Raw genomic sequence first — 20804 nt, 5'->3', positions numbered from 1 at the left:
TCCCCCGCCTCGCTCACCCGCCTCCGACCATGCTGAAGGGCCCACCACGCTCCAGCGCCCGCTTGTACGCGGGTCGCTCGTGGACGCGCGACAGGAACGCCTTCAGCCTCGGGTATTCTGCCCCCAGCCCTGCCCTCGCCGCGGCTCCCTCCACCGGGAAGCTCATTTGAACGTCTGCGGCCGTCATCTCCTCGCCCGCGAACCAGGTCGACTTGCGCAGCTCGCTCTCCCAGTAGTCGACGTGCGTCTTGATCTGCGGATCGATGAACGTGCTCTGCGCCTTGGCCGAGATCAACTTCACCACCGGCTTCACCAGCATGGGCGCACGGGCAGGCAGCATGCTGAACACCAGCTTCAGCAGGAGCGGCGTCATCGCCGACCCCTCGGCGTAGTGCAGCCAGTAGGTGTAGCGGAGCCGCTCCGGTGTCCCGACCGGGGGGCTCAGCTTCCCCTCCCCGTAGGTGGAGACCAGGTACTCGATGATCGCCCCCGTCTCGGCAATGGTCTTGTCACCGTCGGTGATCACCGGGGACTTGCCCAGCGGGTGCACCGCCTTCAGCTCGGGCGGCGCCAGCATGGTCTTCGGGTCACGCTCGTAGCGCTTCACCTCGTAGGGCACCTCGAGCTCTTCGAGCAACCAGAGCACACGCTGCGAGCGGGAGTTGTTCAGGTGGTGGACGATGATCATGGGTGTCCCTAAGCGCCGGCCTGCCCGGAGGCAAGTGGACCTCGCCCGGACCAGCCTCCTCCCCTCCCCCCCGCCACCGAGCACGAACTCCCCCCGCTCCACCCCCACCTTGGCTCTATCAGCGCCCCCTGCCTTGGCGTACGAGGGGTCATGTTCGCAGCGCGCGAAGTGGTCCTCGTGGCCTCGCGGGAGATCCGCCGGAACCTCGGCAGCAGGAAGGGGATCGCCATGTTCGTCCTCTTCCTCCTCGGCGGGGCCTTGCCGGTGATGATCCAGCTCTTCTTCACCCGCCTCCAGACCGAAGCAGGGGCGCCCCCTCCTGGCGTCGACGACCCCACCCGCGCCATGCGCAAGGTGCTCCTCCAGCGGATCTACGACGAGCCGACCGCCGACTACCTGATCGAGTGTCCCACGGTCCTCCTCTTCTTGCTCCGCGGCACCCTCTTCTTCCTGCCGCTCCTCATCTTGCTCATCGGCTACGACCAGCTCGCGGGCGAGGTCCAGCACCGGAGCTTGCGGTATCTCGCTGGCCGCGCGTACCGAGGCTCCATCGTCCTCGGCAAGACCCTCGGCACCTGGGTGATCATCGCCTGCATGGCACTCGTCCTCCACGGCGTGGTCTGGGTCGCCACCATCCTCCAGGGCGACGCCCAGCCCCTCGCCGTCCTGTCCTGGGGCGGCCGCCTCTGGTTCTTCTGCATCGCCCAGGCCTTTGCGTACGTCGGGCTCACGGGCCTCGTGAGCTCGCTCTTCCGCACACCGGCCGTTGCCCTCTTCGCTGGCGCCGGCCTCTTGCTCGTCCTCGGCCTCGCCAACTCCATCCTCGGGTACTTCGAGTCCACCCGGCTGCTCACCTGGGCCTTCCCCGGCACCTACGAGACGCACCTCGTCTCGCCCGATCCCCTCCTCGTCGCGCGGAGCATCGGCCTGTTCGTGCTCTGGGGTAGCGCTTGCGCCGCCCTCGCCTCCTTCATCCTGCAGAAGAGGGACATCTGATGAGCCCCGAGCAGCACGACAACGTCAAGATCGCCGCCCCGCTGATCCCTTCGGCCATCTCGGTCCAGAGCGTGTTCAAGAGCTTCGGCAACGTCGCCGCGGTGAAGGACCTCTCCTTCGAGGTCCCCGAGGGCAGCGTCTTCGGCCTCATCGGCCCCAACGGCGCCGGCAAGACCACCACCTTCTCCATGCTGGCCGGCTACCTCGCCCCCACCCGTGGGTTGATCTCCGTCCTCGACCACGATCCTGACGCCGTCGAGGCCCTCAAGGGCCGCGTCGGCGTCCTCCCGCAGGACGCCCTGCTCCCCCCTGGCGAGCAGGTGGGCGCCTACGTCTCCTTCCTCGCCGAGCTGCAGGGCATGACGCACAGCGCGGCGCAGAACGCCGCCCGCGCCGCTCTTGCCGAGGTCGAAGGCGCCGACTGGTGGAACCGCCGCTGTGGCACGCTCTCGCACGGCATGGCCAAGCGCGTCGGCCTCGCCCAGGCCTTCCTCGGCGAGCCCCGCGTCGTCCTCCTCGACGAGCCCACGGCTGGCCTCGACCCGCGCGTCGCCTACGGCGTCCGCCGCATCATCGGCGCCCGCAAGGGCCGCTGCACCCTCGTCATCTCCAGCCACAACCTCCAGGAGCTGGAGGCGATCTGCGACCACGCCGCCATCCTCGATCACGGCAGCGTCGTCGCCCACGGCAGCATGGCCGAACTGACCGCCTCCTCGTCCGAGATCCGCTTCGAGCTGGCCGCGGGCCCCGTCCCCGAGGACGCCGTGCGCGGCATCGAGGCCGTGACCACCGTGACCTTCGACGGCAGCGCCCGCGAGCTGGTCGTCACCTTCGATCGCACCGCCGTCGATGCCGAGGAGATGATCCGCCGCGCTTGCAGCGTCCTCTATCACCACCAGGCCAGGATCAGCAGCATCAGCAAGGGGCGACGGCTGGAGCAGCGGGTCATGGAACTGACCGAGTGAAGCGCTCGCCAGCGGCCCCCCTCACCCACGGACACGCACGGGCACGCCTACCAGCCGACTCCTGGTGGCCGACGTCCCACGAGGCTCCAGCCAACCTCGACCGTACGGCTCATCGACCCCCGAACGGATGACGATTTTCGTCGGGCGTCGAAGATGCGTCACCCCGCCCGATCCTCGCCCCCCGCACCGCCCGAGCCAGGGCGACGTGCTAGCCTTTCGACATGCTGGTGCGCAGGTTGGCGGAAACGCTCGTTCTGGGAGCCCTCCTCGAGGAGCTGCGTCTGACCGTGGGTGGCTACGAGCTGCTCGACCACTGGCAGCAGGGCGAGTTCCATCACGACATCGTCCTGCGCGTCGCGCCTGGCGACATCTTGCCCGGCGCCTACCTCATCGTCGCCACGAACTGTAACGGCGGCGTGAAGGAAGTGCTCTGCTTCTCGGAGCTGCCCGCCCGAGGCGCACTCTGGAAGCACCGCTGCCCCGACAACCCCGAGTTCGAAGGGAGCCTCATCGCCGTGCTGGACCGGGCAGTGACCACCCACTGGTTCGACCCCTGCGAGCTGCTCGGCGACAACGCGCGCAGCGAGCTGCGTGCCGAGTACCGGGAACGCCAGGCCGGGGGTGGATGGGTCGCCCGCGGCTGCGCTGCCAAGAGCACCGCCTGAGCGCAGCGCGCCACGAAGCAGCGCCATCGGGTGGCGGCTCCCCTGGACGGGTCCGACGGCGACGGCGTGACACCTCAGCGCGCCACGAAGCCGATCCTCCCATCCGGACGTATCAGCACGGCCGAGCCCCCGCGCAGGGCCGCTGGCTCCCCGGGCAGGTCTGCGACGACCACGGACGTCCAGCGCGCCCACGCTCCGGGAAGCTCGGCGCGCGGTGCCCTTGACGTGGCCGTCGGCGCCCCCGGCCTGCGGATCAACAGCCACTTCCCATCGTGCAGGAGCTCGTAGAGGGAACGGCGCGTCCCGTCGCCGGACGGGAGGGGCAGATCGCGCAGGCGCCTCCCCACGAGTTCCGGAGGCGCCTCCATCCCGGGCGGCGCAGGCAGCACCGCCTCTGGATACGCCACGTCGAGGGCGGCGATCTGCTCGGCGAGCACCCGGTTCGCCTCGGGGACCCGGAGCAGCCTCGCCACCACCTCCCGCAGCGCGAGCCCCTCCCGGTGGAACCCGAAGAACAGCGCCGACTGGCTCAGGGTATCCTGGATGAGCCGCTGCCCGACCGGGTGCCGCTCCCGATGGTAGGTGTCGAGCAGCGACGCCGGCGCGAGCCCCTGAAGCACCCCGCAGAGCTTCCAGCCGAGGTTCATCGCATCCTGCAGCCCCACGTTCAGCCCCTGCCCCCCGGCAGGCAAGTGAATGTGCGCCGCATCGCCGGCGAGAAAGACCCGCCCTTGACGATAGGTCGATGCAATGCGCGTCTCGTTCCCGAAGCGCGACAGCCAGAAGGGTGATTTCATCCCGTAATCGCTGCCCATCACCTTGCGCGTCGCGACCGAGAGTTCCTCCAGCGTCACCGGCTCGGACAGCGGGACCCGCAACCGATCCGGGTCGCACACCACGATCCGGTGGTGCACGCCATCGCCCAGCGGCATCATCAGGAGCGTCCCTTCGGCGCCCACCCGCACCACCGCCGGCGCCGAAGGGGGCTCGGAGAGCACCACGTCCCCCAGGAGGACGCTCATCGTCGCCTCCGTCCCCGGAAAGGGGATCTCCGCCAGCGTGCGCACGGCGCTCCGCGCGCCATCCGCGCCGACCGCGAACCGAGACCTCGCGTGAAACGCCCCCTCCGGGCAGCTCCCTTCGATCGACACCCCCTCGTCGTCCTGCTGGAGCCCGGTGACCCGGTGCGCCCGGTGGATCCCCACCCCCAGCTCCAGGGCGCGCGCTTCCAGTAGTTCCTCGGTGAGGGTCTGGGGGAGGATCAACGTCCACCCGAAGGTCGTGTCCAGGGCCGCGAGATCGAGCCGCGTGTCGAGGGCCGCATAATGCGCCGAAGGCAGCGGGCGCCCACGCGCCATGAATCGCTCGGCAATGCCTCGGAGCGCGAGAATCTCCAGCGATCGCGGGTGCAGCGTCAGGGCCCTCGACTGCTTCACCCGCGCTTCCCGCCGCTCGAAGACCGAAACCTTCACCCCCGCCAACGACAGCTCGCAGGCAAGCATCAGCCCCACGGGCCCGCCGCCAGCGATGGCGACGTCCACCTCGACTCGTTTCATTGAGCACCTCCTCGAACCTAACACCGTTAGATTTAACTAACGGTGTTAGGCTGTCAAGCCTGGGCCACGCCACCGAGACCACAGCCGGACCTCATGGCGAAAGCAGCAGGACCTCACCGATGCGCATCCAGAAAGACCAGATCGTGCAGGCCGCCCTCACCTTGCTGGACGAGGAGGGCATCGAGGGCGTCACCATGCGCAAGCTCGCCCAGAAGCTGAACATCCAGGCGCCCTCGCTCTACTGGCATTTCCCGAACAAGCTGTCGCTCGTCGAGGGCCTCGCCGACGCCTTGATCGAGCCCGTGGGGCGCACGGTGAAGCCCAGGGTGAAGTGGGAGACCACGCTCACGACGCTGGCCTGCGAGCTGCGGCGGGCGCTCCTCGCCCGGCGTGATGGCGCGCGCGTCTTCGCTGGTACCTACATGGTGACCGAGAACGTGCTGCGCGTGAGCGAGGTGGCGATGGCGGCCTTGCGCAAGGGCGGCGCGTCGAACCGTGTGGCCGCGTGGGGCACCTTCGCGCTGTTCCACTACGTGATCGGCTTCACCGTCGAGGAACAAGCCCTCGATCCGCGCTCGAACCCCGACCTCGGCGATCTGTCGCGACGCCGCGCCGAGTTCCAGACCTTCTCACCTGCCAGCTTCCCGACGGTGCTCGACGCGCTCGACGACATCTTCGACGAGGACCACGAAGCGCGCTTTCTGTTCGGCCTGAAGAGCTTCATCGCCGGCGTGAAGAGCAACCTGTAGCGCGTCGTCGCACCTCCTCCGCACACCACCTCAGGCCTTCGCGGCAACGTCCGTGGCAGCCGTCCTCACGGCCATCCGAGGCCCTCGCTACGGCGGAACGTGCGCCTCCCTCACCGTTCAAGTCGGCATGGACAGGATGGCCCGTATACTCCCACGATGCGCTGCCCCCATTGCGCTCGCCGCCTCCCCGCTCGATCCGAGGCCGCGTGTCCCGTACACCCGGATGCCGTCGCCGCCCACGCAGCGCAGACCGTCCGGCTCACGGACACGCCCTCGACCGCGAAGGTCTCACGCGCCGCCGCTGCCATCCAGGCCGTCATGGCGGCCGCAGCCCAAGAAGAAGACGACACCGCGACCGCCTCGGAGCCCGAGCCGACCATCCCCGGCTTCCAGCTCGAGGCCTTGATTGGCGAGGGCGGCTTCGCCCGCGTACACGCGGCCCGGCGGATGCACGACGGCCGCGCCGTGGCGATCAAGGTGGCGCGCCGTCCCGGTGAAGTGCGAATGCAGCGCGAAATCGTCGCTTTGAGCCGCCTCGCCCCGCCCCTCGTGCCCGAGCTGCTCGGCAGCGGGCGCACCGCTGGCGGGCGCCCCTACCTGGTGCTGGAGCGCCTCGCGGGTCGCTCTCTCGCCGACTGGATGGCGAGCTTACCCGGCACGGGCAGCGCCGCGCCATCGGACGCGCTGGCGATCGTGACTGCCCTTGGCGAGGCGCTCGACGCAGCCCACGACGTCGGCGTCGTCCACCGCGATGTGAAGCCTGAAAACACATGGATGCGCGAGGACGGCGGCGTCACGCTCCTCGACTTCGGTCTGGTCACGGGCACGGCGGCGCTGGGCCCCAAGGTGACCCGCCCTGGCGAGGTGCTCGGGACGTCGATCTACATGGCCCCCGAGCAATGCCTCGGCCTCGACACGACCGGACCGTCGGCGGACGTGTATGCGCTGGGTGTGGTGACGTTCGAGCTGCTGACGGGCCGCCCACCGTTCGTCGGGGCGCCGCCGATCGTGCGCCGGGCGCACGTGTTGCAGTCGCCCCAGGCGCCTTCGTCGCTCGCGCCACTCCCGAGCGCCATCGACGGGGTGGTGCTGCAGTGTCTCGCCAAGGACCCGCTGGAGCGACCGCGCCGCGCGAGCGAGCTGGGTCCGCAGCTCCGGACGGCGCTCCATGGATGGTTCGAGAATCAGAGCGGACGACGCGCCTGGGCGCAGGCGGGGACGTGAGGCAGCCGGGAGAGCAGCGCCACGAGCGCTCGAATGGGCCGATCATCGCGGACGGCACGCGAAAAGCTCGTTCGCGAGGAGACTGAGCGGAATCGTCCCCACGTCATTCGCCTGTCGCTCGTCACACACCGCTTCCCCGACGACATACGCTGAAATCGCCCACTCGGTGACATGAAGGCAACGCCTTGACACACGCAGGACGGACCGCATGAATCTCCACAAACACGCGCGTACTCATTGCCGTGTTCAGAGGCCACCATGAATCCTGCCAGAATGCTCCCACAGATTCTCCTCGCCCTTTCCGTTCCCTTGCTCGGAGCATGTCTCGTCGAGACCGGGGAACCCGAAGAAGGCGGCGATCTCACCGCAGCCGAACTCGCAGAACCAGGGGACGTGATGTCCGAACCGCCCCCGCACGCTGAATGCACCATCAAATGCCTTTACGGAAGCTGTACAGGCAATGTGATGTGCATATGCAATGGCCCGATTCCCCTCTGCACTCACTAGGCTCTGCCCGTCCCGAAACACGGGAAGCCACGATCCTTCGGCTTGAGTGGACTCTCACGCCACGCCTCTCGCCGGTAACGGGATGACTTCGTGCGATGGAGAGAATCGAGAAACTGACCGCAAGACGACCGTGGCGCGAGAGGCTCCTCCAAGTCGCAGAGGCGAGAAGAGAAAAGCGGCTAGCTGTCCGCAGTTTTGTTCGTCGGAGGGACCGCGTTCACGGCGGTCCCCTGCACCGTCAGGGAAGACGTCGCTCCGATGCGCAAGAGCTTCGACCGCCAGCGACACCTCACGCAGCCGTGGCGCGATCACCCTCGAGCGAAGCACCCAAGCGGCGGGCATTGACCCTTGCGCATGCCAGGTCGGCAGAGCAGCGGCTGCCCCGGTACCGGGCTCTGATCGCAGTGACCAAGAAGACGCTCATCGCAGCGCGTACGGCGCTGAGCATCTTGCCCTCGGTTCGAGGCGAAAAGGCTCATGCCGAGGTCAACAGCTTGGTGGAGCAGCTGAGCCATCACGTCCCGGCAGCCGAGCGTGTGCTCGACCAAGCGGAGCGACGGGTACTGAGAGGACGGTCCGTGCCAGCGCAGGAGAAGGTCATCTCGACCTTCGAGCCACACGTGCTTCCCCTACCTCCTGCACGTGCTTCCCCAAGTACCTGCTCGTGCTTCCCCTACCTCCTGCACGTGCTTCCCCAAGTACCTGCTCGTGCTTCCCCTACCTCCTGCACGTGCTTCTCCAAGTACCTGCTCGTGCTTCCCCTACCTCCTGCACGTGCTTCTCCAAGTACCTGCTCGTGCTTCCCCTACCTCCTGCACGTGCTTCTCCAAGCACGTGCTCGTGCTTGCCCTACCTCCTGCACGTGCTTCCCCAAGCACGTGCTCGTACTTCCCCTACCTCCTGCACGTGCTTCCCCAAGCACGTGCTCGTGCTTACCCTACCTCCTGCACGTGCTTCCCCAAGTACGTGCTCGTACTTCCCCTACCTCCTGCACGTGCTTCCCCAAGTACGTGCTCGTGCTTGCCCTACCTCCTGCACGTGCTTCCCCAAGCACGTGCTCGTGCTTGCCCCACCTCCTGCTCGTGCTTGCCCCACCTCCTGCTCGTGCTTCCCCAAGCACGTGCTCGCGCTTCCCCAAGCACGTGCTCGTGCTTCCCCAAGCACGTGCTCGTGCTTCCCCAAGTACGTGCAGAAGCCTCCGACCCCTCCTCGGCCCCCCGTCCATGGCCACTCAGCGGACCGTCCCCTGCCCCCTCCACTCAATCCACGTCGGCTCAGGACGGATAGCGCCCTCTCCCCCTGCCCTCCCACTGTCCCCAGCCACCCCTCTTCATGCCTTCACCACCCGACCCTCTCCCCGGAGGCCCCCAGGAAGAACGGCTTCATCGACCCTCCAGGCTGGTCGACACCTTCCTTCAGGCGCCTCCATACCCTCCGCTCGGAACGTCCACTTTGGCTCTGAATGGGCGCAGCTCGACGCGGATCGATGGGCATCGTCGACGTTCGCCCCTCCTTCACATCGCGGCGCACGCGGCCGCGGGTCCTCCAGGGAACCAGGCTGACCCGTCGACCCTACGCCATGGCCCCCTCCATGTGCGCCAGCCAGGGGCCTTGTAGGACAGGCACCAGTGCACGTTGCCCCGTCAGGGCTCGGCCCCCTGAGCGTGAGACCGTCGTCCGCGCCCGCCCGCGTCGTCACGCACCGGCTCGATCACGTCGCAGCACGCCTCAGGCTGCGCGCGAGGGCGAGGGAGGCTCAGCGAACACGCGGCGAAACAGGGCGCGTTTGACCACCTCGACGAGGGCGAGGTAGGTCAGCGTCGCGCCGACGAGGAACAGGAAGAAGGTCGGCGGCATCGGCACGAAGCCGAGCGGCGCCGCCACGGGGGTGTAGGGCAGCGCCAGGGCGACGGCCACGACGCCCAGGGTCGTCGCGGTGAGGGCTCGGCTCGGGCGGCTCTCGATCGAACTCCCCATGGTGCGGATGACGAAGATCACCAGCGTCTGCGTCGCCAGCGACTCGATGAACCAGCCCGTGTGGAAGAGAGGCGCTGGGGCCGCGAAGACGCGGAGCAGTACGTAGAAGGTGAGAAAATCGTAGATCGAGCTGAGCGGGCCGATGAACAGCATGAAGCGCCGGATGAGCGCGATGTCCCATCGCCTCGGCCGACGGACGAAGCTCGGGTCGACGTTGTCCGTGGGGATCGTGATCTGCGCGAGGTCGTAGAGGAAGTTGTTCAGCAGGATCTGGGTGGGGCGCATCGGCAGGAAGGGCAAGAAGAGCGAGGCGCCGGCCATGCTGATCATGTTGCCGAAGTTCGAGCTGGTGCCCATGAGCAGGTACTTCATGACGTTGCCGAAGGCCTTCCGGCCTTCGAGGATGCCGGAGCGGAGTACCCGCAAGCTCCGTTCGAGCAACACGATCTCCGCGGCCTCCCGGGCCACGTCGACGGCGCCAGCCACGGAGATGCCGACGTCGGCGGCGTGGAGGGAGGGGGCGTCGTTGATGCCGTCGCCCATGTAGCCGACCACGTGGCCACGGGCCTTGAACGCGCGGAGGATGCGGTGCTTCTGCGCGGGGGAGACGCGCGCGAAGACCTGGGTGCGCTCGACGAGGTGCGAGAGGGTCGGCTCGTCGAGGCGGTCGATGGCTGCACCGACGACGATGTCGCCGGCGTCGAGCTGGATCTGCGCGCAGAGGTGCGCCGCGACGAGCTCGTTGTCGCCCGTCAGGATCTTCAGCGAGACACCCGCCTCACGGAGGGCCCCCACGAGCTCGGCCGCGTCGGAGACGGGCGGGTCGATGAAGGCGAGCAGGCCGGCGAGGGTGAGATCACGCTCGTCCTCGCGGTCGTACACCGGCTTCGAGGACACTCGACGGTAGGCGACCGCGAGCACGCGGAAGCCCTGCTCGCTGAGCGCTCGGAAGGTGGCCTCACAGCGGGCGCGGGGCTCGGGTTCGAGCGGGCGCACCTCGCCACCGTGCTCGAAGGAGGTCGTGACGGCGAGGATGTGCTCCGGGGCGCCCTTGCTCACGAGCAGCCGCTCGCCACCGCGCTCGACGACCACGCTCACGCGACGGCGCTCGAAGTCGAACGGCATCTCGTCGATCTTGGCGAAGCCGTCGATGTCGGGGTGCTCGTGCCGCAGCACGGCGGCGTCGAGCGGGTTCACCTTCGCGCGGCGTAGCAGGGCTTCATCGAGGGGATTGTCCACCCCGCTCTCGAAGTAGCTGTTGAGGTAGGCGAGGAGCAGCGGCCGCTCGGAGGGTTCGCCGAAAGGATCGAGGTGGGCGTCGAGCACCATCTCCCCGGTGGTGAGCGTGCCCGTCTTGTCGGTGCAGAGGACGTCGATGTTGCCGAGGTTCTGGATGGCCGCGAGGTTCTTGACGATGACCTTCTCGCGCGCCATCCGCACGGCCCCCTGCGCGAGGGTGACGGTGGTGATCATCGGCAGGAACTCGGGGGTGAGGCCGACGGCGAGGGCGACCGCGAAGAGCAGCGTCTCGAGGGGGTCTCGCCGGAGCGCGGCGTTCACCGCGACGATGAAGAGGACGAGGAAGAAGACGACCCGGAGGATGAACATCCCGAACTGCGCCGTGCCGCGCTCGAACTCGGTCGGAGGTGGTCGCTTGGACAGGGTGTGGGCGATCTCGCCGAAGGCGGTGTCGGCGCCGGTCGCGAACACGACCGCGGTCGCTGTGCCGCTCACCACCGAGGAGCCGATGAACACGGCGTGGGTCATCTCGACCGGGTTCGTCGCCTGCCGCGCCCCAGGATCGGGCTGCTTCTCGACGGGCAGGGACTCCCCGGTCAACGCCGCTTGCTGGACGTGCAGGTCCCTCGCTTCCAGGAGGCGGGCGTCTGCGGGCACGAGCGCGCCCGCCGTGAGCTTGAGGACGTCACCAGGGACGAGGTCACGCCGGGGGATCTCCTGAAAGGAGCCGTCCCGCAACGCGGTGGCCGTGGGAGCGACCTGCGTACGAAGTCGCTCGGCCGCGTGGTGGGACCGTCGCGTCTGGAAGGCGTCCAGGGCGACGCTCAGCGCCACCATGATCACGATGAGGGCAGCGTTCGCCAGATCGCCCAGAACCGCGGAGACGAGGCTCGCGAGCAGAAGAATGCCCATGAGGGGGTTGGCGAAGCGGCGAAGTACCTGGAGGACCATCCCTTCCCGCTTCGCGCCCGTGGGCTCGTTGGGGCCCGAGCGAGCGAGGCGCTGTCGCGCTTCGTCGCTCGTGAGCCCCCGAGGCGAGGCGCCGAGTCGCCCGAGCATCTCCGTCAGCGGCAAGCTGCACAGCCGGTGCGGATCACACTCCATGGGTCGGGAGGCCAGAGGTGCAACGGGTCGGCCAGGAGGCGAGGTCCTGTCCGCCGGGGCGGCCCGGGTCGGGAAGACCAGGCCTGGGCCCTGTCTGGAAGAAAATGAGGAGACCCCTCGCGCGGTGGACAAACCGTGCCTAGTTTGTCAACACTGTCGCCATGACACGGGACGCACGCTCGAAACCTTCCACGGCCGAACCGCGCCAGCGCCAGCTCCTCGAAGCGGCGCTGGGCGTCTTCATCCGGTACGGCTTCAGGAAGACGTCGATGGACGAGGTGGCCCGCGCAGCGCAGGTGTCACGGCAAGGGCTGTACCTGCATTTCGCGACCAAGGAGGAGCTGTTCCGGGCGACCCTCCAGCACGCCTTCGAGACGGCGCTGGAGGAGGCGCTCGGACGCCTCGGAGACGAGTCCGCACCGCTCCACGAGCGGCTCACGGGCGCGTTCGATGCGTGGATCGGCCGGTACGTCGGGGTTTTCGGGGCCGACGCGGCGGATCTGAACGAGGCGAGCAAGGCGCTCGGCGGCGCGTCGGTGAGCGATCACGAGAAGAGCCTCCTCGACGCGGTGGCGAAGGTGCTCCGCGCGTCGGGGCTCGTGGCGGCGTACCGGCCGGCCGGGATCACGGCGCGCCAGCTCGCAGAGACGCTGAACGCGACAGGGATCGGGTTGAAGCACCGCGTCGCGACGCGCGCGGAGTTCGTCGAGGGAATGCGCATCGCGGCGCGCGCGGTGTGCCTGTCACTGGAGAGGTCATGAAAGAGACGAGCAAGTCACGGCCATGGGTTCGTCGGGTCCTCAAATGGCTCGGGGTGCTGGCGGCGCTCGCCGTCGTCGGCATGCTCGTCGATGGCTGGCGCGCGTTCGGGCGCCGCGCCGATGGGGCGCGGAAGGCACGGATGGAGCGCTCGCCGCAGTGGAAGGGCGGGAAGTTCGAGAACCCGCAGCCGCTCCGCAACGACTTCTGGCTGATGATGCGGGGAATGATGAACGTCAGCCCGCACGCGACGCCCTCGACGCCGCTGCCCACGGTGGCGGTGGATCCTGCGCGGTTCCAGACGCCTCCGGAGAGCGGGTTGCGGGTCACCTGGCTCGGGCACTCGACGATGCTGGTCGAGATCGATGGGCACCGGGTGCTCACCGATCCGGTGTGGGCCGAGCGGGCGTCGCCGTTCGGGTGGATCGGGCCGAAGCGCTGGTACGCGCCGCTGATCGCGCTCGATGCGCTGCCGCCGATCGATGTGGTGGTGATCTCGCACGACCACTTCGATCACCTCGACGACGCGACCATCTCGGCAATGAAGGGCTGGGGTACGACGTTCGTGGTGCCGCTGGGGATCGGCGCCGATCTGGCCTACTGGGGGATCCCGGAGGACCGGATCGTGGAGCTGGACTGGTGGGAGCGAACGAAGGTCCGAGGGCTGGAGGTGGTGTGCACGCCCGCGCGGCACGCTTCGGGGCGGGCGGTCTTCGACAGTGGGCAGAACCTGTGGGGCGGCTTCGCATTCCTCGGGGATCGGAACCGCGTCTACTACTCGGGGGACACGGGGCTGTTCCCGGCAATGAAGGAGATCGGGGAGCGCCTCGGGCCGTTCGATCTGACGATGCTGGAGACGGGCGCCTACTACAAGGCGTGGCCCGACTGGCACATGGGGCCGGAGCAAGCGGTGGTGGCGCACCAGATGGTCCAGGGGAAGGTGATGCTGCCGGTGCACTGGGGGCTGTTCAACCTGGCGTTCCACGGCTGGACCGAGCCGGTGGAGCGGGTGCTCGCGGCGGCGGGGCGCGCAGGGGTGACGGTGGCGACGCCGAAGCCTGGGCAGGCGTTCGAGCCCACGGCGCTCGGGGAGCTGGGCCGGTGGTGGCCCGATCTGCCGTGGGAAACGGCGGAGCAGAGCCCGGTGGTGTCGAGCCACGTGTCGTTCGAGGCGCCCGTACCGGCGCTGCCGTGATCGATCCCGCCTGAGCGCGTCAGGAACGCTCAGGCGTCCGTCTGGAGATCTCGCTCGGGGATCCACCCGCAGTCGCCTTGCGCGGTGCGACACCAGCACCAGCCCAGCTCACGGCGGAGGATGTCGAGGCGGTCGCCGGGGTGGACGTCCAGCTCGCGCGCCGAGTAGTCGCGCCGGGCGATCCAGTGGCCAGCGCCCTCCTCGGCGGGCACGACGGCCTGGGGAGGGATCCAGCCGCCGTGGCCGCCTGCGTTCGTGGCCCAGACCCAGCGGTTGCCCTCCCAGAGATCGTCTCGGCCGTCGAGCTGCACGGGGTCACCGAGGCGGAAGGAGATCGGGTCGGGTCGTGAGGGCGTGTAGCGCGCGAGGACCTTGGCGGTCTCGGTCGTCGTGTGCGGCGCTTCGACGATCACGTGGGCCGAGCGGCTGGCCCAGACGTCACCTTCCGGATGCATGCGCCATGAGCCTCCGCCAGGGAAGACGGCGAGGTGACGGCCCGTCTCCCGCTCGATGAAGCAGGTGGCGCCTGGGAGCCCATCGACGGCATACCGGCCCACGCTCGGGCCCGGGAAATCCCCCCAGCCGGAAAGGGCACGGAGCGCTTCCGGGGTGGCGGTCCAGGAGCGTCGCGTGACGACCTGGTCGCTGGTGCTCGGCGCAGCGACCGTCCGGTAGGCGGGGTCGCGGGCGTCGAGGGGTCGTTCGAGGCGGAGCGCGCCGGTCGAGAGGTCCCAGAGGCGCAAGGCTTCGTCGTCGCCCGCCGAGACGAGGAGCCGAGCGTCCTGCGAGAACGCGAGATCGGTCACGCAGGTCTCGTGGCCCGGGAGGGTGACCAGGCGCTCGCCCGTCGCCGCGCTCCACACCACGACCTGGCCGGTCTTCGTCCCGGCGGCCAGGCGCTGGCCGTCCGGGGACAGCGCGAGGCATCGAAGATCGCGCAGACCTGCGTCGAAGGCGCCGACGAGGGCGCCGGTGTCGGTGTCATGCACGTGGACGCGGGCACGGTGCTCGCTCGCGGCGGCGTAGCGCAGGCCGTCGGGCGTGAAGGCGATCAGGTCGCTCTGGCCGTAGACCGAGCGGTCGCTGCGCGAGGCATCGATGCGGGAGGCGATGGAAGAACCATCGTGCGCGCTCCAGACCCGCACGTCGCCATCCAGGAAGAGGATGCGCTGGTCACCGCACAGGAAGGCGTTCCGGGGAGGTCCGCCTTCCAGGGCAGGCGCGCGGTGGAGAGGGAGGCGGCCCAGGCGAAGTCCGGTCACGCCGTCACAGAGCCAGTCACCTCGGACGAGGCGCTCGCCATTTGGCGAGAAGGCCAGCTCGCCTGGCGGAGGATCCGGCGGGAGGCCCTCCGTGCGCAGGGTGTCCAGACGCCAGACGCGCAGGGTGATGCCGTCGGTGGTGACCAGGGTTTTCTCGTCTCGAGAGAGGACGGCGCGCTGGGCATGGTGGGTGGCGAGCAGCTCCTCGGCGCCGGTGTCGAGGTGGTGGAGCAAGAGACCTCGCTCGCTCGCGGTGAGCAGCAGGCGCCCGGAGGGCGCGAAGACGGGGGTGCTCCAGATGGGCCTCGGAGTCTCCCAGTCGCGGACGAGACGCCCGGTCGCGGTCTCGTAGAGGCGCACGAAGCCGAAGGAATACTCATCGCCGCAGCCAGCGAGGGCGCACAGAGAGCCGTCGGGAGAGAAGCTCCAGGAGCCGGGGTTGCCGCCCTCGGGGAGGTCGAGGGGAGCGTGGAGTGCGCCCGTGGTCGCGTCGTGCAAGGCCGCACTCTGCCAGGCGTGCGTGACGACGGTCAGGGGGGGCGCTCGCGACGCGACGGCGGCGAGGTCGGCCATCGTGGCTTCGGAGAGGGCGCCTTCGGAGAGGATCCACCGCTGGATGGGACCTCGCCGAGCGGGAGGCGGTGGCCCGACGAGGACGTGACCTTCGTCGGTCACCCCCAGAAGCTCGTGCGATCCCGCAGCGCCCATCTCGGCGAGCAGCGGGCCGCCTGCGCGATGAGGCGGCGGGAGGAGCGCGCGGACCCAGCCCGACGTGGGTCGCGTGCGCGCACGCTCGACGCGCCAGCGCTGCGCGAGCTCCGCGAGAGGGCCGCTGCCCCAGGCCGGCAATAGACGCGCATCCGGCGCGCTCGGTGTGGCGAAGGAGACCTGCCCGTGGAAGGCGCAGCGGGCGTAGAGCGCGGAGAGGAGCGTGCTCGGGTGAGCGCGGAGGAGGGCGAGATCGAGGAGGAGCGCCGCGGCGAGCCCCTCGAACACGAGCCGTGAAGGTGCTCCCGGTGGGAGCTGCGCGGCGTGTTCGAGAAGCATGCGACGGAATGCTGGGAGCGCGTCGCGCTCGGCAGCGTCCTCGAGGGCGACGAGGGTGATCGAGCGATCGAAGGGAGACGCTACCTCGAACGACATGGGAGGCAGGGTAGGCGGCAGTGAGCCCGCTTGAAAGCGTCTGGCGACATGTCGGTGACGCAGGGTGAGACACGCGCGCAGCTCGGATGTGCATCGAAGTTGCTAGGTGACGCGGAGAGGAGCGGGCAGCAGGGCGCCTGCGCTCGGGGGAAACATGCGCTACATCGCCTCCAGGTCGAGAGTGACGCCGCCGGAACGCACACGAAACGTCGTCGCGGGCGTCGCGATGGCAGCTGTCGGGCAGCACGAGTTGGTGCTGGAACCGTCGGGTCTGATGTGCTGGACACTCCGCGGCGACGTATCGGCCCGAGAGGTCGAGACGATCCTGGTCTGGGATCGCATCGTCGCCGCGCAATACGGGCGCGTGCTCACGCTCATGGACGTGTCCGCGCTCGGCGAGGTGCCTTCGGAGACACGCAAGACGGTGCGCCGGGCGCAGGAACTTCCCATGCGCGGCATCGGGGTGTTCGGGGCGAGCTTCCAGGCGCGGATACGCGCCACGATGCTGCTCACGGCCGCCGAGCTGGTCGCAGAGGAGCAGGAGAACAACCCGCTGGTCTTCTTCTCCTGCGAGCGAGAAGCGCGGAGCTGGCTCATGGCGCGGCTCGCACTGCTGGAGTGCGCCGCATAGCCAGACCTACCTCGGTCCTTCGACCTCACGCCCAGCGCCGCTCCGGACATCGGAGCGCTCGAAGGGCCATGGTCCGTGATACGAGCCGGCACACCCGTGAGTTCCCTGCGCTGAAGTCGCGCGGCGACCGAGCGTGGTGACCGCGCCGGTCGGATCGGTCGAGTCACCACCGCACAGCGCGCAGCGCACCGGGCGAGGCGCCTCACCGGAAGTGCGAGCACCAAGATTGCTACTGCCGAGGAGCGGGCTGCGATGGGCCAGCCCGCGTCCGAGGGAATCATGCGACACAGCGCCCCAAGATGGGCTTCGAGATCACCCGAACCTTCGCGCCTCGTCGTCCGAGGTGCGCAGAAGGCGGCCATCGGGCAGCACGTCTTGTGGGTGGAGCCGTCGGGGCTCCTGTGCCTCACACTGCGAGGCGCAGTGTCACCCGACGAGGTGGAGCAGATCATCGCGTACGATCGCTTCGTTGCAGCGCAATACGGCCATGTGCTCACGCTGCTGGACGTGTCGGAGATGGGTGATGTGCCCGTCTCGACCCGCAAGATGGTGCGGCTGGCGACCGACCTGCCCTTGAGGGGGATCGCAGTGCACGGGGCGAGCTTTCAGGCGCGGTTGATCATCCGGATGGTGCTGATGGCGTACCAGCTCTTCGCGGAGGACAGGGACAACCCGCTCGCCTTCTTCGCCGGCGAGGGTGGAGCACGAAGCTGGCTGCAGGTGCGACACGCGCGGGTCGTCCGGGCAGCCTAGAGCGCGCGACCCATCGTCTGCAGAAGGGAGCGCCCCCGGCGCATCGCGCAGCGAGCAGCACGCCAGGTGTGGCCCGCAGGATGCAACGCACGAGGTGTCGTGAGGGCGCTCGGTCCAGGGCGCCCGCGATCGTCACGGGTCCCACTCGTCCGTCGGATCACTGCTCGACGCGACGCTGTGCAGAGATGCGCAGGCAAGCGAAGAGACGTCAGCGCAGCCCGACGTCCCGGTGTGCATCGCCGGTACGGGTGACGCGGTGTGCCGTCACCGAAGAGCACAGCCGCCGGCATCGAAGCGCCACCGCTTCCAGAGAACTGTGAAGTTTCTCGTGCCGCGGTGGCTCTGCCGAAAGCGGGACGGACTTCTGGCCGGCCAGGGAGCGGCACAGCGTTCGCTTTTCCAGAGAGTCCCCCCCTCCCGGATGCGTCGACCGAGTTTGGTGCCACACCTGCCCTGTCTGCCCTGCGCAGCCACGCGAGGCGTCGCACCAAGTCCATGGAGGCTCATGGCAACCCCCCCCTGCATCACATCAGATGTCGACACCGCGGAAGTGGCTTCAACACAGGATGCCGACGTGAAGACGCTGGACGCACACATGCCCGGGGAGGAGCCGCCACGCTCGTCGATGCGCGGCGGTCCGGGGCGGACGGTGGGCGGGCGCTACCTGCTCCTCGAGCGGATCGGTCAAGGCGCCGCAGGTGAGGTGTGGCGCGCGCTCGACACGCGACTCCGCTCCCAGGTCGCCCTGAAGCTGCTCATCCCGAAGTACCTGCCAGGCGAGGAGCTCACCCGGCTGCGCTTCCGGTTCGAGGCGCAGGTCGAGGCGAGGCTCGCGGGTCGGACGACCCACGTCGTGGCAGCACACGACACGGGACATGACCCCTTCCTGGGCTCGTACATGGTGATGGAGTACGTCCAGGGTCGGACGCTGCGCGAGCACCTCAACAAGTACGGCCCGATGACGGTGGACGAAACGCTCACGCTGTTCGAGCAGGTCGCAGAAGCGCTCGGCGTCGCGCACCAGGACAGCATCATTCACCGCGATCTGAAGCCGTCCAATCTCCTCCTCGTGGACGGCCCCGGGGATCGGATCCGCGTGAAGGTGGCCGACTTCGGGCTCGCCAAAGGGTTGCGGCCGGACCTGTCGATGGATCTCCCGCCGCGCACGGCCTACGGCACCATCCTCGGGACGCTCTCGTACATGAGCCCGGAGCAGCTCCAGGGTCTCCCGGTCAACGAGCAGGCGGATCTCTGGTCGCTGGCGGTGATCGTCTACGAGGCGCTCACCGGGCTCTCGCCGTTCCGAGGGGACACGCCGTCCAAGGTGCTCACCAAGCTGTTGCTGCAAACGGCGCCGTCGCCGTCGCTGCTGCGGAACTCGCTTCCTTACGGGCTCGACGGGTGGTTCGCCATCGCGTTCGCCCCCGAGCCGCATCGGCGTTTCCGCTCGGTCCAGCAGATGCTGGAGGCGTTCCGTCTGGCGATCACGACCCGATCCGCGTGCGAGACGACGGCCTCGCAGAAGCTCCGGAGAGCGCGGAACACGAGCTGGATCGGCACGACGCTGCTCGCCGGCGCAGTGATCATGGCGGTGGGTTGCACGGCGGCGATGGTGCTGCACGACGGAGCGCACGAGGCGGAAGGTGCGCCGATGGAGCCGTCCAGGAGAGGACACGACACGTCGGGGGCGATGGTCGGCGCGCAAGGGACGCCATCACCCGAGCCGAAGCGCTCGCAGCATGCAGGGACCACCAGCCAGCGAGAAGGACACGAGGTGTCCCCGGCGCATACCTGGACCTTGACCGACGCTCCCGCGATGGTCGACGCCGCCCTCGCTCCGGAGTCCGAGGCGCCTCGGCAGATCACGCCTGCCCGACGAAGTGTGCAGCCGCGGTCCGGTACGACGGCCGCTCCTCGCCGTGGTGCGCTGGAGAGTGACAAGAGCGCGCTGTTTTGAACGCACGTGAAGGCATGAGGCCATTCGCGTAGGAAGCAAAGCGCGGGCAAGAGAGCACACATGCGAGCGTGTGATCGTTGAAGCTGGGATCGTGCGGCAGCCGTCCATCGCGCAGGGGTCGTAGGACGGCGGAGTACGCGCGCTCACGCTTGCTGCGCGGGCGCTTGACGATCCGTCTCGAAGCAAGGACTCTCGACGATTCTTCTCGCTGCAGCCCTGTCACATCATCATGGACGTCGTCCTCGAACTCTTCCCCGAACCCATCGCTCTCCTCGACCGTGACCTGAACCTCTGCGAGCGCAACGCCGCGTGGCGACGCGCCTTGCCCACCGAAGCGCAGGGAGAGCTGCCGAGCTCCCTGCGGATGGCGGTCGTGTCGGTGCTGGAGGGTCGGCTCGCGCGCGCCGAGGTGGTCGTGGCGGCGCAGGGCGCGGCGGCGCCGAGCCATCGCTGCACGGTGATCCTGGTGCCGGGCACCGAGACGCGAGCGCTGGTCCACGCGCGCCCACTCGGTGAGGGGGAGGACGAGGCGCGCCACCGCGCGATCGCGGAGGAAAACGAGGTGCTCCGGGCGGTGATCGACGCCATGCCGAGCCTGCTCTTCCTGAAGGATCGCCGGGGTCGGTACGTGATGGTGAACAAGGCGTACGCGGATCTCTACGAGACGACGGTGGAGGAGATCCTTCAGCGGAACCAGATCGACGTCCACGAGGGGGAGGAGGGCGAGGGGTATCTGCGGGTCGACGCGGAGGTGATCCGCACGGGCCGCGAGAAAACGCTGGTGGATCGCTTCACCCACAGGAGCGGGGAGGTGCACCACATGCAGACGACGAAGCGGCCGATCCAGCGGCGCTCGGGGGAGGTCCAGGTGCTGGGCTTCTGCATCGACATCACCGAGCGGTACCGCGCCGAGCAGGCCCGAGACGAGGCCGTGCGCGAGCTGTCGGCCGCGGTGGAACAGGCGAAGCGCGAGGCCGAGGAGAAGGCGGCGCTGGCCGCGGAGCTGGACCGAAGGCTGGCGGTGATCCAGACGCAGAACCTGGAGATCATGACGCTGTCCGCGCCGATCCTGGAGATGGGGGCGTCCGCGATCGGGGTGCCGCTCGTGGGCGAGCTGGACGCACAGCGGACGGCGGCGCTGACGGAGCGGCTGCTGCGGACCATCACCGATCACCAGGTGCAGCACGTGATCCTGGATCTGACGGGGATCGAGACGGTGGACACGAGCACGGCAGGGCGGCTCATCGGGATCGTGCGGACGATCGGCCTGCTGGGCGCGCAGGCGGTGATCACCGGGATCAGGCCGGCCGTGGCGCAGACGCTGGTGACCCTTGGCGCCGATCTCTCCGGGGTGGTCACGCAGGCGACGCCACGGGCAGCGCTGCGGGCACTGGAGCGACAGCGTCACTGAGCCACGGGTCGAGGTCGGGAGAG

At 68.9% G+C, this 20804-nt stretch carries 15 protein-coding genes and 1 pseudogene; 12 read left to right on the top strand and 4 right to left on the bottom strand.

Annotation, left to right across the window (positions count from 1 at the left end; genetic code table 11):
- Positions 1–13: 13 nt before the first annotated feature.
- Positions 14–688, bottom strand: coding sequence for a glutathione S-transferase family protein (locus tag CMC5_RS14690; protein ID WP_050431018.1), 675 nt, complete (start codon positions 686–688; stop codon positions 14–16).
- Positions 689–838: 150 nt separating this feature from the next.
- Here CMC5_RS14690 and CMC5_RS14685 point away from each other — a divergent pair, with 150 nt between their 5' ends.
- From CMC5_RS14685 to CMC5_RS14675, 3 genes are all read left to right on the top strand, one after another.
- Positions 839–1684: an ABC transporter permease subunit gene (locus CMC5_RS14685; RefSeq protein ID WP_050431017.1), complete on the top strand. Its 846-nt coding sequence runs from the start codon at positions 839–841 to the stop codon at positions 1682–1684.
- Positions 1684–2649: an ABC transporter ATP-binding protein gene (locus tag CMC5_RS14680; RefSeq protein ID WP_050431016.1), complete on the top strand. Its 966-nt coding sequence runs from the start codon at positions 1684–1686 to the stop codon at positions 2647–2649. The genes CMC5_RS14685 and CMC5_RS14680 overlap by 1 nt, the downstream gene beginning before the upstream one ends.
- A gap of 221 nt (positions 2650–2870) precedes the next feature.
- Positions 2871–3314, top strand: a complete 444-nt coding sequence (locus tag CMC5_RS14675) for a hypothetical protein (protein WP_050431015.1) — start codon at positions 2871–2873, stop codon at positions 3312–3314.
- 74 nt (positions 3315–3388) lie between these two features.
- Here CMC5_RS14675 and CMC5_RS14670 read toward each other — a convergent pair whose 3' ends face one another.
- Complete coding sequence (locus CMC5_RS14670) at positions 3389–4870, bottom strand: FAD-dependent monooxygenase (protein ID WP_050431014.1); 1482 nt, start codon at positions 4868–4870, stop codon at positions 3389–3391.
- A 119-nt stretch (positions 4871–4989) separates the two neighbouring features.
- On the opposite strand from CMC5_RS14670, the gene CMC5_RS14665 reads away from it, so the two are divergent.
- The 3 genes and pseudogenes from CMC5_RS14665 to CMC5_RS44500 form a co-directional block, all read left to right on the top strand.
- Positions 4990–5619 carry a TetR/AcrR family transcriptional regulator C-terminal domain-containing protein gene (locus CMC5_RS14665; RefSeq protein ID WP_050431013.1) on the top strand — a complete coding sequence of 210 codons (630 nt, stop codon included), beginning with the start codon at positions 4990–4992 and terminating at the stop codon, positions 5617–5619.
- Positions 5620–5775: 156 nt separating this feature from the next.
- Positions 5776–6843, top strand: coding sequence for a serine/threonine-protein kinase (locus tag CMC5_RS14660; protein WP_050431012.1), 1068 nt, complete (start codon positions 5776–5778; stop codon positions 6841–6843).
- Positions 6844–7679: 836 nt separating this feature from the next.
- Positions 7680–7973: pseudogene (locus CMC5_RS44500) on the top strand (hypothetical protein); the annotation flags it as partial.
- 1105 nt (positions 7974–9078) lie between these two features.
- On the opposite strand, the gene mgtA reads toward CMC5_RS44500, so the two are convergent.
- Positions 9079–11670, bottom strand: coding sequence for a magnesium-translocating P-type ATPase (gene mgtA / locus CMC5_RS14655; protein ID WP_050431011.1), 2592 nt, complete (start codon positions 11668–11670; stop codon positions 9079–9081).
- Between the two features lie 161 nt (positions 11671–11831).
- On the opposite strand from mgtA, the gene CMC5_RS14650 reads away from it, so the two are divergent.
- On the top strand, positions 11832–12431 hold the full coding sequence (locus tag CMC5_RS14650) for a TetR/AcrR family transcriptional regulator (RefSeq protein ID WP_050431010.1): 600 nt from the start codon (positions 11832–11834) through the stop codon (positions 12429–12431).
- Positions 12428–13624 carry an MBL fold metallo-hydrolase gene (locus CMC5_RS14645; RefSeq protein WP_050431009.1) on the top strand — a complete coding sequence of 399 codons (1197 nt, stop codon included), beginning with the start codon at positions 12428–12430 and terminating at the stop codon, positions 13622–13624. The genes CMC5_RS14650 and CMC5_RS14645 overlap by 4 nt, the downstream gene beginning before the upstream one ends.
- 29 nt (positions 13625–13653) lie before the next feature.
- On the opposite strand, the gene CMC5_RS14640 is transcribed toward CMC5_RS14645, so the two are convergent.
- The gene (locus CMC5_RS14640) at positions 13654–16029 is read right to left on the bottom strand and encodes an SH3 domain-containing protein (RefSeq protein WP_050431008.1); all 2376 of its coding nucleotides are present in this window, start codon (positions 16027–16029) and stop codon (positions 13654–13656) included.
- Between the two features lie 274 nt (positions 16030–16303).
- On the opposite strand from CMC5_RS14640, the gene CMC5_RS14635 reads away from it, so the two are divergent.
- The 4 genes from CMC5_RS14635 (at position 16304) to CMC5_RS14620 (ending at position 20781) form a co-directional block, all read left to right on the top strand.
- Positions 16304–16660 (top strand): hypothetical protein, encoded by a 357-nt coding sequence (locus tag CMC5_RS14635; protein ID WP_156338597.1) that lies wholly within the window; start codon positions 16304–16306, stop codon positions 16658–16660.
- A gap of 423 nt (positions 16661–17083) precedes the next feature.
- Positions 17084–17413: a hypothetical protein gene (locus tag CMC5_RS14630; RefSeq protein ID WP_218920267.1), complete on the top strand. Its 330-nt coding sequence runs from the start codon at positions 17084–17086 to the stop codon at positions 17411–17413.
- A gap of 574 nt (positions 17414–17987) precedes the next feature.
- Positions 17988–19370 carry a serine/threonine-protein kinase gene (locus CMC5_RS14625; RefSeq protein ID WP_050431005.1) on the top strand — a complete coding sequence of 461 codons (1383 nt, stop codon included), beginning with the start codon at positions 17988–17990 and terminating at the stop codon, positions 19368–19370.
- Positions 19371–19599: 229 nt separating this feature from the next.
- Positions 19600–20781, top strand: coding sequence for a PAS domain-containing protein (locus tag CMC5_RS14620; RefSeq protein WP_050431004.1), 1182 nt, complete (start codon positions 19600–19602; stop codon positions 20779–20781).
- Positions 20782–20804 lie beyond the last annotated feature (23 nt).

The sequence above is a fragment of the Chondromyces crocatus genome (genome assembly GCF_001189295.1).
In the GTDB taxonomy this organism is placed as follows: domain Bacteria; phylum Myxococcota_A; class Polyangia; order Polyangiales; family Polyangiaceae; genus Chondromyces; species Chondromyces crocatus.
Note: the sequence above shows the minus strand (reverse complement) of the source record. Positions and strands in the feature narration are given on the sequence as shown.